Source organism: Virgibacillus indicus (assembly GCF_002266285.1).
GTDB classification, from domain to species: Bacteria; Bacillota; Bacilli; order Bacillales; family Amphibacillaceae; genus Virgibacillus_K; species Virgibacillus_K indicus.
In genome coordinates, this window is sequence record NZ_NPMS01000002.1 from 300759 (window position 1) to 314024 (window position 13266).

Genomic DNA, 13266 nt, shown 5'->3' on the forward strand with positions numbered 1-13266 from the left:
ATGCATATTGAACAATTACAATTAAGAAATTACCGAAATTATTCAAAATTGGATATTTCCTTTGATGATAAAGTAAATGTCATTATCGGTGAGAATGCACAGGGGAAAACCAACCTGATGGAGGCCATTTATGTACTGGCATTCAGTAAATCCCATCGCACTCCAAGGGAAAAAGAGCTCATTCAATGGGAAAAAGAATATGCTAAAATAGAAGGCAGGATAACAAAACGCAAGCAATCCTTTCCGCTTGAGATCATTGTTTCTTCCAAGGGGAAAAAAGCCAAACTGAATCGGATTGAGCAAAAACGGCTGAGTGACTATATCGGCACATTGAATGTAGTAATGTTTGCACCGGAGGATCTGACACTGGTAAAGGGACCGCCGCAAATTCGCAGACGTTTTATCGACATGGAGCTTGGCCAGATTCAGCCAAGATATATCTATCATTTGGGACAGTACCAAAAAGTATTAAAACAACGAAATTATTTATTGAAGCAGATACAGCGCAGACAGACAAGTGATAAAACGATGCTTGAGGTGCTGACAGAGCAAATGGTGGAGCATGCCGCAACCTTACTGGAAAGGCGGTTTGTTTTTTTGGATTTATTAAGAAAGTGGGCAGCACCGATCCATCATGGTATCAGCCGCGGCCTGGAAACACTGGAAATCAGGTATAACCCGACAATAGAAGTATCAGAACGGGAAAAAAGGGAGAAAATAGAAACTATCTATCTAAATAAATTTCATGAAATTCAGGAAAAAGAGATGGAACGCGGAACGACATTAATTGGACCACATCGCGATGATCTCATTTTCTATGTAAATAATAAAGATGTTCAGACTTTTGGTTCTCAAGGGCAGCAGCGAACCACTGCGTTATCCATTAAGCTGGCAGAAATAGATCTTATTTACAATGAAGTCGGGGAATATCCCATCCTGCTCCTTGATGATGTATTAAGTGAATTGGACGATTTCAGGCAATCACACCTGTTAAATACTATTCAGGGAAAAGTACAAACCTTTGTATCTACCACCAGTGTGGATGGAATTAACCATGAAACATTGAAAAAAGCAGAACTTTTTCGTGTCAGTGATGGAAACGTGTATACATAGCGTAAAAATTCCATCCGTGGAACGGGTCTAGCTTAAAAATTCGGGGGGATACAATGTTTATTCATATAGGTGATGACCACGTTGTCAGATCGAGAGATGTTATAGCGATCATTGACTTCCAATTAATTTCATCGTCCATCATTATGGATGAAATGATGACAGAATCAGAAAAACAAAATAAAATTTTCGGTTCGAAATGGGACGCAAAGTCAGTGATGATTACAAGAGAGAGAATTTATTACAGTACATTGTCTGTTTCTACGCTGAAGAAGCGGGCAAGCATGATTTCTACGCTCAGCAAATTGGATGATTTTTCAGATGAAGTGTGAAAGGAAGTTCAAAAAGTCCGGTTAATCCCTATTTTTGAACAACTATGTTGACTACGCAATATAAGAAATGGATGTGAAGGCATGTCAATGGAGGACAAAATTAACGAAAACGAAGCATATGGTGCAGACCAGATCCAGGTACTCGAAGGCTTAGAGGCTGTACGAAAAAGACCAGGAATGTATATTGGATCAACAAGTGAGCGAGGATTGCACCACCTAGTCTGGGAAATTGTCGATAACAGTATCGATGAAGCTTTAGCAGGGTATTGTGATCATATTCAGGTAATTATTGAAAAAAATAATAGTATAACTGTAAAGGATAATGGTCGCGGGATCCCGGTTGATATTCAGAAGAAGACAGGGAGACCTGCGCTTGAGGTAATCATGACAGTTCTGCATGCAGGTGGTAAATTTGGCGGCGGTGGCTACAAAGTTTCCGGGGGACTGCATGGTGTTGGTGCGTCTGTTGTTAATGCATTATCAAGCAGTCTTGAGGTACATGTTCACCGTGATAATAAAATACATTATTTAGGCTTTAAGAAAGGTGTTCCCCAAGGTGAAATTGAAGTTGTCGGGGAAACTGAAATCACTGGAACTGTCACCCACTTTATACCAGATACGGAGATTTTCTCGGAAACCGTCGAGTTTAATTTCGATACATTGGCACAGCGCCTGCGTGAATTAGCCTTTTTAAACAAAGGAATTACGATTACGATTGAAGATAAAAGAACAGATGAAGAGCCTGTCAACTATTATTATGAAGGTGGAATAAGCTCTTACGTTGAATATATCAACCGTTCAAAAGAAGTGCTGCATGAACCATTTTATGCTGAAGGAGAAGAACAGGGAATTGCTGTTGAGGTATCGATTCAATACAATGATGGATTTTCAAGCAATCTTTACTCATTTGCGAACAATATCCATACCTACGAAGGCGGAACACATGAATTTGGCTTCAGAACCGGTTTAACACGAGTAATCAATGATTATGCACGAAAAAATAATTTATTTAAAGAAAATGACCCTAATTTAAGCGGGGATGATGTGCGTGAAGGTATGACGGCTATCGTATCGATCAAGCATCCGGATCCACAGTTTGAGGGTCAAACGAAAACAAAGCTTGGAAACACTGAAGTGCGTACCGTTACAGATTCGGTTTTCAGTGAAACATTTTCCAAATTCCTATATGAAAATCCTACGGTAGCAAAGATAATCGTTGAAAAAGGCCTTATGGCATCACGTGCAAGGATGGCAGCTAAGAAAGCACGTGAATTGACACGACGAAAAAGCGCGTTGGAAATTTCAAGTTTGCCAGGAAAGCTGGCGGACTGTTCCTCTAAGGATGCATCCATCAGTGAATTATATATCGTTGAGGGGGACTCTGCAGGCGGATCTGCAAAATCAGGAAGAGACCGTCATTTCCAGGCAATCCTGCCATTGCGCGGTAAAATTTTAAATGTGGAGAAAGCGCGCCTTGACCGAATTTTATCCAATAACGAAGTACGTGCAATGATTACGGCATTAGGTACTGGAATATCAGAGGATTTTGATATTACAAAAGCACGTTATCATAAAGTTGTCATTATGACAGATGCGGATGTGGATGGTGCACATATACGAACATTATTATTAACATTCTTCTACCGTTATATGCGCCCATTGATTGAACATGGCTATATTTATATTGCCCAGCCACCGCTTTATCAAATCAAACAGGGGAAAACCCTGCATTATGCTTACAATGATAAAGAACTTGACTTGATTTTAGAAGAGATTCCTAAGGCACCAAAGCCTGGTATCCAGCGATATAAAGGGCTTGGAGAGATGAATGCTTCACAGCTTTGGGACACAACAATGGATCCAGACACACGGACCTTGCTGCAAGTGGAATTAGAAGATGCAATTGACGCAGATCAGGTCTTTGACATGCTAATGGGTGATAAAGTTGAACCTCGACGAAACTTCATCGAAGAAAACGCTCAGTATGTTAAGAATCTGGATATTTAAAATATCGTTTTAAAGTATTAGCAGTGGCAAGAGAGCCTTAATTTATGATTTTTGAAGGTAATCACTATTTCAGGTAAATAGTGATAGGAGGTAATAGAATGGCAGAGGGACAGCGTCCAAACGTACAGGAAATTAATATCAGTAATGAAATGCGTACTTCTTTTCTCGATTATGCAATGAGTGTAATTGTTTCTCGTGCATTACCAGATGTACGTGACGGGATGAAACCCGTACACCGGAGAATTTTGTATGCAATGAATGACTTGGGAATGCATTCGGATAAAGCACATAAAAAATCAGCACGTATTGTTGGTGAGGTAATTGGTAAGTATCATCCACACGGTGATTCTGCTGTTTATGAAACTATGGTACGGATGGCTCAGGATTTCAGCTATCGCTATATGCTCGTGGATGGCCACGGAAACTTCGGCTCTGTTGACGGTGATTCAGCGGCAGCCATGCGTTATACCGAGGCAAGAATGTCCAAAATTTCTATGGAGCTTTTGCGGGACATTAATAAAGATACCATAGATTATCAGGATAACTATGACGGTGCCGAACGCGAACCCGTTGTTTTCCCAGCACGCTTTCCGAATTTGCTTGTTAATGGAACTTCAGGGATCGCAGTAGGTATGGCAACCAATATACCACCACATAATTTAGGAGAAACAATTGATGCAGTTTTAGCTGTGAGCAAGAACCCAGATATTACAATCGATGAGTTGATGGAAGACTATATTCATGGTCCGGATTTTCCAACAGCGGGTATGATATTGGGTAAAAGTGGAATCCGCAAAGCATATGAAACCGGAAAAGGATCAATTACAATCCGGGCAAAAGCGGATATTGAAGAGCATGCAAATGGTAAATCAACGATTATCGTTACGGAATTGCCTTATCAGGTAAACAAGGCAAAACTAATTGAAAAAATTGCGGAGCATGTACGGGATAAACGGATTGAAGGCATTACCGATCTGCGGGATGAGTCGGATCGTAACGGGATGCGTGTCGTTATGGAATTACGCCGTGACGCAAATGCCAATGTTGTTTTGAATAATCTGTACAAACATACGGCAATGCAGACTACTTTTGGAATTAATACACTGGCACTTGTTAATGGACAGCCGAAAGTACTGACAATCAAGCAATGCTTAGAGTATTATCTTGAGCACCAGCAGGAAATCATCCGCAGGCGTACTGCATTTGAATTGCGTAAGGCTGAGGCACGTGCACATATTTTAGAAGGCTTGCGTATCGCCCTGGATCACTTGGATGAAGTAATTTCATTGATCCGTAATTCAAAAACAACCGATATAGCCCGTGACGGCTTGATGGAACGCTTTAAATTATCCGAAAAGCAGGCACAGGCAATTCTGGATATGCGTCTTCAACGTTTAACAGGCTTAGAGCGTGAGAAAATTGAAAATGAATATAATGAGCTGCAAAAACTGATTGCTGAACTAAAAGCAATTCTAGCAGATGAAGAAAAAGTACTTGAAATCATTCGTGAAGAACTTACAGAAGTTAAAGAGCGCTATAATGACGAGCGCCGTACAGAAATTGTACTTGGCGGTACTGACTTTTTCGAGGATGAGGATTTGATTCCTGTAGAAAATATCGTCATAACGCTTACGCATCAAGGGTATATTAAACGATTGCCATCCTCTACCTACCGTACGCAGAAGCGAGGCGGCCGTGGTATTCAGGGAATGGGTACAAACGAAGATGATTTCGTGGAACATTTAGTATCCACTTCGACACACGATACTGTACTTTTCTTTACAAATAAAGGAAAAGTGTATAAAGCGAAAGGATATGAAATTCCTGAATTTAACCGTACAGCCAAAGGAATTCCAATTATTAATCTGCTGCAGGTGGAAAAAGGCGAATGGGTAAATGCAGTTATTTCCGTTAGTGAATATAACGAAGATGCTTATTTATTCTTTACAACTAAATTTGGTATTTCCAAACGTACGACCCTGGCTCAATATGCGAATATCCGTAAAGGCGGACTAATTGCTGTTGGACTTCGTGAAGAAGATGAACTCATATCTGTACGGCTGACAGATGGAACGAAAGATATGATGATTGCTACCAAAAATGGTTATCTCATCCGCTTTGAGGAAACTCAAATCAGATCAATGGGGAGAACTGCTGCAGGGGTGAAAGGTATTTCCCTTAGAGGTGATGATGAAGTTGTTTCCATGGAAATAATTGAGGAAGACTCAAGGATTCTCCATGTAACCAATAAGGGTTATGGAAAACAGACACCTGAAGCAGAATACCGGATAACCAACCGTGGAGGAAAAGGGATCTTCACCTGTAAATTATCGGAAAAAACTGGTCATGTTGTTGCTGTTAAAGCTGTTTCCGGTGAAGAAGATTTAATGCTTATTACGGTAGCCGGTGTTTTGATCAGAATACCTGTTGGAGATATTTCAGAAACAGGACGCAACACAATGGGTGTACGCCTCATTCGTCTCCAGGACGAGGAGGAAGTGGCAACCGTCGCAAAAATCGATGATGACGAGGAAGAAGAAGTATCCGAAGAAATCGAGCAAGAAACAAGCACTGAAACTGCTGAAAATACAAACGATACAACTGAGGAAGAATAGGAATTTGAAGAGAAAAGGTGGCTGTAATAGTCACCTTCTTTTCTTACACATATCAGGTTACGCCGCAGTATATTGCAACCGCGACCCAGATAGCAACAATCCATATGGAAGTAGTTTTAGATTTTAAACACATGTGACTTTACAGGGGGAAGACATATGCGCGTATCACCTTCGCAGCTCGTTCCAGGCTGTGTATTGCTAAAAGATGTCATAGGCAAATCCAATCATCCACTCGTAACAAAAAATACAGTCCTAACAGATGAGCATATTCTGATATTGCAAAAATTCCTGATACAATCCGTGGAGGTTTCTTCGAGACTTGAGGAAGGGGAGGTTTTCAAGCCGAAACCGGAAGAAAAGAAGGATAATAATCAGGAACGGAAGCAGTTGGGAAAAGGCGAAGAGAAGGTTATGCCATTTCCAGATCACTATCAAAACGCCGTTATATCCTATGAAAAAATTTATAAACAATTGCAAAGTGGTATGGCAATTGATATGCCAGAGGTCCGTAAGCTTCTTATTCCACTTCTGGAGCGGATTGATGAGATTGGTGCAGCTGTATTTACATTGCATAACTATGCGACGAAGGAGAAATACTTTTACCATCACAGCATTGCTGTTGCCATTCTTTCAGCATTTATCGGGAAACAGATGGGCTATGGAAAAGGAGAGTGGCTGCAGATTGGCCTTGCCGGTTTCTTAAGCGACAGCGGAATGGCTAAAGTTGATCCCAAAATCGCTACGAAAAACAATACATTAACATTTATGGAAAAGGAAGAAATGAAAAAGCACCCAACGTATTCCTACCGGCTTGTAGAGGATATAGCAACCGTTACGCATGGAGTAAAACTGGCGGTGCTGCAGCATCATGAGCGAATCGATGGAAGCGGTTATCCACTGGGTCTTTTTAGGGAAAAAATTCATATGTATGCACGTATTGTAGCAGTATGTGATATCTATCATGCGATGACAAGTGAACGATTATATAAAGAAAAGCAATCTCCTTTTAAGGTAATAGAAGAGCTTGAGAAGGAGCAATTTTCCAAGCTTGATCCAAGAGTTGTTTATAATTTTATTAGTAGCCTGACTAACTTTTCGATTGGAACAAAGATTAAATTATCAAACGGGCAAATTGGCGAGATTGTATTTATTGATTCCCAAAAGCCAGCACGGCCCATGGTACGGCTTGATGAAACAAAAGAAATTGTTTCATTGCAGAAGTCTTCCGATCTCCATATTGAAGAAGTTTTGGGGAACTAGCTTTGCTGGTTCTCTTTTCTATGATTATACAATCTTTCTCCCAGCAGTTCAGGTATTTTGGTTGCTGTTATCTTCAAAAAGTGATGGATGAATGGATAATCCATGTCTGATTTTGTCACCAGCAACTCTCCCCACCACTCTGTTTCATACCGGCTCAGCATGCTTAAATTATACAATAGCAAATAATGAACCATTATCTCTGGAATAGGTATAAAATGTTTTCTGTTCCGGGGAAAATAGATTTCTCTGCTTTCCAGGTGAATGAAAAATGGCCCTTTGCTTTCCGTAATCGGAGCGGATAATTCCATTCGTATCATTGATTTATCAACGTCCGAGTATTTGATTTTGGGCAATTGTGCCTGAATTCGCTGGATAAAGGCGTTCGCTGTTAAATGATAATGATCAAGGAGTTTAACTGGGAATTGCAGCAAAGGAGATCCAGCTGTCCCTGCAGCAGTCAGCATTGGCTGTTTATGAAAGCTAAACAAGACATCCATTTCAGGGATGAATGCAAATAAATCTTCCATCTTGATTTTTTCAAATGAAAGTTTTTTTGCAGAAAATAGATGTTCCAGCGCATAGGGGAAAAGACCATTGTGCTGAACCTTGACCTCATCCTGCATAAATGTGTATTGTTTTTTCTTTTTTTTACGTGCAGATACCCCATGGGCGAGCAGACTTGTAGATTCAGGATAATCCGGTCTTAAGGTTACTAGGCATGCTTTTATTAAGTGCACCATCCCGTAGAAAAACAAGACAGGACGCACTGTAAGATCCAGCTTTTTCCCATTTTCATAAAACTTATTTCCATGGTCAAGATAATACATAAAGGTCTGGCAGTTTTCATAGCTTTTCGCTTCTGCATCAATACCATCCAGCCTTTGATAACAGTCCAGTAAGTACTGCTGCGCTGTTTGCTGGGAATTCAGATAGGTGTAAAATGCTTTAATATCCTTCATAAAGACAACCCCATAACTATTAAAATATTTTGAATCTATTTATTTTTAAATTTCCAACAATCTCTTGTTGAAAAACCTTTGTTGTTGGCGTATTGTATATAAAAATAGAACCACTGTATAGTTTGAACGAAAAGGTAAATTAACATACAAAGAATAAGACCACGATTAAAATAGGAGGAGGATATTCATGCGTGAAGATAAGTTTGCAAAAGAAGGTTTGACGTTTGATGATGTACTGTTAATGCCGGCAGAATCAGAGGTATTGCCGAAGGATGTTCAGCTGAATACCGATCTTTCAGAAAAGCTGAAATTAAAATCACCTTTTATTAGTGCAGGGATGGATACAGTAACAGAAGCAGAGATGGCAATTGCAATGGCACGTCAAGGCGGATTTGGTGTAATTCATAAAAATATGTCGATCGAGGAGCAAGCAGAACAGGTTGACCGTGTGAAACGTTCGGAAAGTGGTGTAATAACCAATCCGTTTTTTCTGACACCTGAGCATCAGGTTTATGATGCAGAACATCTTATGGGCAAATTCCGTATTTCAGGTGTACCGATTGTAAATACGATTGAAGAGCAAAAATTAGTGGGTATCCTGACAAACCGTGATTTACGATTTATTCAGGACTATTCCATTATGATTTCTGAAGTGATGACAAGTGAAAATCTTGTTACATCGCCAGTAGGTACAACATTGGAAGAGGCCGAAAAACTTCTCCAGCAATACAAAATTGAGAAATTGCCATTAGTTGATGATGATGGAATTTTAAAAGGTCTTATTACGATAAAAGATATTGAAAAGGTCATTGAATTTCCGAATGCTGCAAAGGATTCCCAAGGACGATTAATTGCAGGTGCAGCTGTAGGCGTTACTGGCGATGCAATGAAGCGGATTGATAAATTGGTAGATGCCGGTGTGGATGTTATTGTCATTGATACGGCTCACGGTCATTCCAAGGGTGTATTGGAACAGGTGAGAGAAGTACGAAAAGCATATCCGGATTTGGATATTATTGCCGGAAACGTGGCAACTGCCGAAGCAACGAAAGCATTAATTGAGGCAGGAGCATCCATCGTAAAAGTTGGAATTGGACCGGGCTCCATCTGTACTACCCGGGTAGTGGCAGGTGTCGGTGTTCCGCAAATAACGGCTGTTCATGATTGTGCAGTTGCGGCAAGTGAGTACGGGATTCCTGTAATTGCAGATGGTGGTATAAAATATTCTGGTGACATTGTTAAAGCGTTGGCATCAGGTGCACATGCGGTAATGCTTGGAAGCATGTTTGCAGGTGTAAAAGAAAGCCCCGGAGAAACAGAAATTTTTCAGGGGCGGCAATATAAAGTATACCGTGGCATGGGTTCTGTAGGTGCAATGAAGGCAGGTTCAAAAGATCGTTATTTTCAGGATGCGGAAGATGCCAAAAAGCTTGTGCCTGAAGGAATCGAAGGAAGAGTTGCCTATAAAGGAGCACTTGCAGATACGGTTCACCAGCTGATTGGCGGCCTGCGTGCAGGTATGGGATATTGCGGAACATCTTCGATTGATGAACTTCGCAATGATGCCCGTTTTATTCGAATTACCAATGCAGGACTGCGGGAAAGTCATCCGCATGATGTTCAAATCACCAAGGAAGCACCAAATTATTCGGTACAATAGAAGCTATTTACTGATTTTTGAAAATTTAGGTGGGGTCATTCCTCATCTATTTTTTTGCCTTTTTCTATGGTAAAATAATTAAGATGCATTTCAATAAGTATAAAAATGCTAAACATATCTATTGGGGTCAAAATTTAAGGTGGAGGTACGGAAAGTTGAAATACAATGTAAAAAAATATTTCTCACTGTTACTGGTGAGTCTGCTAATAATGATGTCGATAATTACTCAGCCATTATCCGCACAAGCCGCGGAGAGCCTGGATTTGAATGCAGAATCAGCTATTTTAGTTGATGGAGAAACGGGAAAGGTTTTATATGCTAAAAATGCTGATCAAGCCTTGCCGCCAGCCAGCATGACGAAAATGATGACAGAATATCTTGTTCTGGAAGCAATTAATAATGGTGACATAAGCTGGGACACAACAACGCAAATCAGTGATTATCCATTTAGCATTTCCGCAAATCCATTATTTTCAGGAATCGGATTAACACAGAATAAAGATTATACAGTTCGAGAGCTGTACGAGGCTATGGCAGTTTTCTCAGATAATGCGACAACGATTGCACTTGCTGAGTTAATTGCAGGATCTGAAACTGAATTTGTAAAATTAATGAATCAAAAAGCGGAAGAGATGGGTCTTCCCGAATATAAATTTGTAAATTCAAGCGGTTTGGATAATGAGTCCTTAGGTGATAACCGCCCGGAAGGTACAGAACCAAATGGAAGTAATTTATTATCTGCAAAGTCAGCAGCATTACTTGCCTATCATTTAGTAAATGATTTTGAGGAAGCATTGGAAATTTCCAGTAAAACAAAAGTAGAATTTGAAGGTTATACGGTAGAAAATCTGAACTGGATGCTTCCACATGAAGCTACATTCCTAAAAGCCTTTCACTATGAGGGAATGGATGGGTTAAAAACAGGAAATACTGAGCTTGCAGGTTATACGTTTACCGGTACTGCCAAACGGGATGGAAAAAGATTAATTTCCGTTGTTATGAAAACTTCAAGCAAAGAGGAACGTTTTCAGGAAACAAAGAAGCTATTGGATTATGGGTTTAATCAATTTGAAAATCAGGAACTATTTTCTGCCGGATATCAGGTAGAAGGTGAATCTGCCATTCCGGTTGCAAAAGGAAAAGAAGATACTGTTGATGTATCAATTAAAGAGGGTATATCCATTCCTGTGAAACCGGAAGATGCCGAAGCTTACAGCATCAAATACAATATTGATAAAGATAAATTGAATGCTGACGGGAAATTAACAGCACCAATCGAAAAAGGGGAAAAGATTGGTACAGCTGAGCTTGTATTTGATGGTGAAACCAATTATGGCTATATATTCTCCGATAGTAATAAAACGGTTGATCTGGTTGCAGATGATGCAGTGGAAAAATCAAACTGGTTTATGCTTACACTGCAGTCAATCGGTGATTTCTTTGCAAATCTATTTACAACAGCTGTAGATTGGGTCAAAGGTTTATTCAGCTAAAAGACGGGCTGCAGTATATATACTTGCAACCTGAATGGAAATTGGCTATGATAAGAACAACAAAGTACATCCTATAAAAGTTTTGACAGGAAATAGTAACAGTATATCTTTCCAAAGAGAGTCGATGGCTGGTGAGAATCGATGCTGGAATACTGTGAATCCATCCTTGAGCTGGTTTACGGAATTCAGGATTTATTAACCCTGATAGTAAGTAAACCCGGTTGAAGAACCGTTAACAGCTTTGAGCCGGAAGAGGTTTACTCTTCAATAAGGGTGGCAACGCGGGAATTACACTCTCGTCCCTATTTTTTGGGACGGGGGTTTTTTGTGTATATTAATAATAAAATCCAAGGAGGAAGAGAATCATGCTGGATATGAAATATTTACGAAATAATTTAGAAGAAGTGAAGGCCAAGCTTGCTCATCGTGGAGAGGATTTATCTGAACTGGATAAATTTGGTGAAATTGATGAAAAACGCAGAAAGCTGATTACAGAAACTGAAGAATTAAAAGCAAAACGTAATGAAGCATCCAAGCAGATTTCAGCATTGAAAAGAGAAAAGAAGGATGCTGACGAGAAGATTAAGGAAATGCGCGAGGTTGGTGATCAGATTTCCGCATTTGATCAGGAACTAAGGGAAATCGAAGAAAAACTGCAGCATATGATGCTATCCATCCCGAATATTCCACATGAGAGTGTGCCAATCGGTGGGGATGAAGATGACAATGTTGTTGCTCGCACATGGGGAGATATTCCGGAATTTGGCTACGATGCACAGCCACACTGGGATGTTGCAACAAATCTGGATATTCTTGATTTTGAGCGTGCTGCTAAGGTTACCGGAAGCCGTTTCGTTTTTTACAAAGGGCTTGGTGCAAGGCTGGAGCGTGCATTACTAAACTTCATGATGGACCTGCATGCAGATGAGCATGGCTATGAGGAAATGCTGCCGCCATATATTGTGAACCGTAAAAGCATGACTGGTACAGGACAGCTTCCAAAATTTGAAGAAGATGCATTTAAACTGGAGGAGTGGGATTATTTCCTGGTACCAACAGCGGAGGTGCCTGTTACAAACTATCACAGGGATGAAATTTTAGTTGATCTGCCGAAAAAATACGTTGCATTCAGCGGAAGCTTCCGTTCTGAAGCAGGTTCTGCAGGACGGGACACTCGTGGATTGATCCGCCAGCATCAATTTAACAAGGTAGAATTGGTACATTTTGTAAAGCCAGAGAATTCTTATGAAACACTGGAAACATTAACAAATCATGCTGAAAAGGTACTGCAATTATTGAATTTGCCATATCGCGTGATGAGCATGTGTACTGGTGATCTGGGCTTTACTGCTGCAAAAAAATATGATATTGAAGTATGGATCCCAAGTCAGGATACTTACCGGGAAATTTCTTCTTGCTCTAACTTTGAAGATTTTCAAGCAAGACGAGCAGGGATTCGCTTCAGAAGAGATGCGCAAGGAAAACCGGAGTATATTCATACATTAAATGGATCTGGCCTGGCAATTGGCCGTACGGTTGCCGCTATTTTGGAAAATTATCAGCAGGAAGATGGATCTGTTGTTGTTCCGGAAGTACTGCGGCCTTATATGGGCGGAAAAGATGTAATTAAGTAGAAATGATATAAGGGTAGTATTAATCTTTTGCTCTATTTAATCAGCTGTGAGCTTAAAACTGGCTAAAGTTGAGAGATAAATGCAACCAGTTGAGAAGAAATAATATGAAGTTGAGAGAAAGCTGTGTGCAGTTGAGAGATAATTGCTTGTCCTTATGTTTTCTCTCAACTTTTACCAAGTGTCTTTCAACTCTACG

The 13266-nt window shown here is 40.2% G+C and carries 9 protein-coding genes and 1 other annotated feature; of the genes, 8 read left to right on the forward strand and 1 reads right to left on the reverse strand.

The window, feature by feature from the left end:
• From recF to CIL03_RS07145, 5 genes are all read left to right on the forward strand, one after another.
• A complete protein-coding gene (gene recF / locus CIL03_RS07125) occupies positions 1-1113 on the forward strand; it encodes a DNA replication/repair protein RecF (protein WP_094885080.1) in 1113 nt (370 codons plus the stop codon).
• A 53-nt stretch (positions 1114-1166) separates the two neighbouring features.
• Complete coding sequence (gene remB, locus CIL03_RS07130; RefSeq protein WP_094885081.1) at positions 1167-1442, forward strand: extracellular matrix regulator RemB; 276 nt, start codon at positions 1167-1169, stop codon at positions 1440-1442.
• 81 nt (positions 1443-1523) lie between these two features.
• Positions 1524-3449, forward strand: a complete 1926-nt coding sequence (gyrB, locus tag CIL03_RS07135) for a DNA topoisomerase (ATP-hydrolyzing) subunit B (protein WP_094885082.1) — start codon at positions 1524-1526, stop codon at positions 3447-3449.
• A gap of 98 nt (positions 3450-3547) precedes the next feature.
• Positions 3548-6064, forward strand: a complete 2517-nt coding sequence (gene gyrA / locus CIL03_RS07140) for a DNA gyrase subunit A (protein ID WP_094885083.1) — start codon at positions 3548-3550, stop codon at positions 6062-6064.
• A gap of 156 nt (positions 6065-6220) precedes the next feature.
• Positions 6221-7324 carry an HD-GYP domain-containing protein gene (locus CIL03_RS07145; protein WP_094885084.1) on the forward strand — a complete coding sequence of 368 codons (1104 nt, stop codon included), beginning with the start codon at positions 6221-6223 and terminating at the stop codon, positions 7322-7324.
• On the opposite strand, the gene CIL03_RS07150 is transcribed toward CIL03_RS07145, so the two are convergent.
• The gene (locus tag CIL03_RS07150) at positions 7321-8283 is read right to left on the reverse strand and encodes a YaaC family protein (RefSeq protein ID WP_094885085.1); all 963 of its coding nucleotides are present in this window, start codon (positions 8281-8283) and stop codon (positions 7321-7323) included. The two genes, CIL03_RS07145 and CIL03_RS07150, sit on opposite strands and share 4 nt — an antisense overlap.
• A 187-nt stretch (positions 8284-8470) precedes the next feature.
• Here CIL03_RS07150 and guaB point away from each other — a divergent pair, with 187 nt between their 5' ends.
• The 3 genes from guaB to serS all read left to right on the forward strand — a co-directional run bounded on the left by guaB (position 8471) and on the right by serS (position 13070).
• A complete protein-coding gene (guaB, locus tag CIL03_RS07155; protein ID WP_094885088.1) occupies positions 8471-9943 on the forward strand; it encodes an IMP dehydrogenase in 1473 nt (490 codons plus the stop codon).
• Between the two features lie 155 nt (positions 9944-10098).
• Positions 10099-11436, forward strand: coding sequence for a serine hydrolase (locus tag CIL03_RS07160; protein WP_240508018.1), 1338 nt, complete (start codon positions 10099-10101; stop codon positions 11434-11436).
• A gap of 73 nt (positions 11437-11509) precedes the next feature.
• Positions 11510-11743, forward strand: a binding site (T-box leader).
• A 58-nt stretch (positions 11744-11801) separates the two neighbouring features.
• Positions 11802-13070 (forward strand): serine--tRNA ligase, encoded by a 1269-nt coding sequence (gene serS, locus CIL03_RS07165; protein WP_094885094.1) that lies wholly within the window; start codon positions 11802-11804, stop codon positions 13068-13070.
• Positions 13071-13266: the final 196 nt, after the last annotated feature.

What these genes read in the sequence shown, in the direction of transcription:
- recF (WP_094885080.1), top strand. Translation starts at nt 1, where the DNA reads ATGCATATTGAACAATTACAATTAAGAAATTACCGAAATTATTCAAAA.
- remB (WP_094885081.1), top strand. Translation starts at nt 1,167, where the DNA reads ATGTTTATTCATATAGGTGATGACCACGTTGTCAGATCGAGAGATGTT.
- gyrB (WP_094885082.1), top strand. Translation starts at nt 1,524, where the DNA reads ATGTCAATGGAGGACAAAATTAACGAAAACGAAGCATATGGTGCAGAC.
- gyrA (WP_094885083.1), top strand. Translation starts at nt 3,548, where the DNA reads ATGGCAGAGGGACAGCGTCCAAACGTACAGGAAATTAATATCAGTAAT.
- CIL03_RS07145 (WP_094885084.1), top strand. Translation starts at nt 6,221, where the DNA reads ATGCGCGTATCACCTTCGCAGCTCGTTCCAGGCTGTGTATTGCTAAAA.
- CIL03_RS07150 (WP_094885085.1), bottom strand. Translation starts at nt 8,283, where the DNA reads ATGAAGGATATTAAAGCATTTTACACCTATCTGAATTCCCAGCAAACA.
- guaB (WP_094885088.1), top strand. Translation starts at nt 8,471, where the DNA reads ATGCGTGAAGATAAGTTTGCAAAAGAAGGTTTGACGTTTGATGATGTA.
- serS (WP_094885094.1), top strand. Translation starts at nt 11,802, where the DNA reads ATGCTGGATATGAAATATTTACGAAATAATTTAGAAGAAGTGAAGGCC.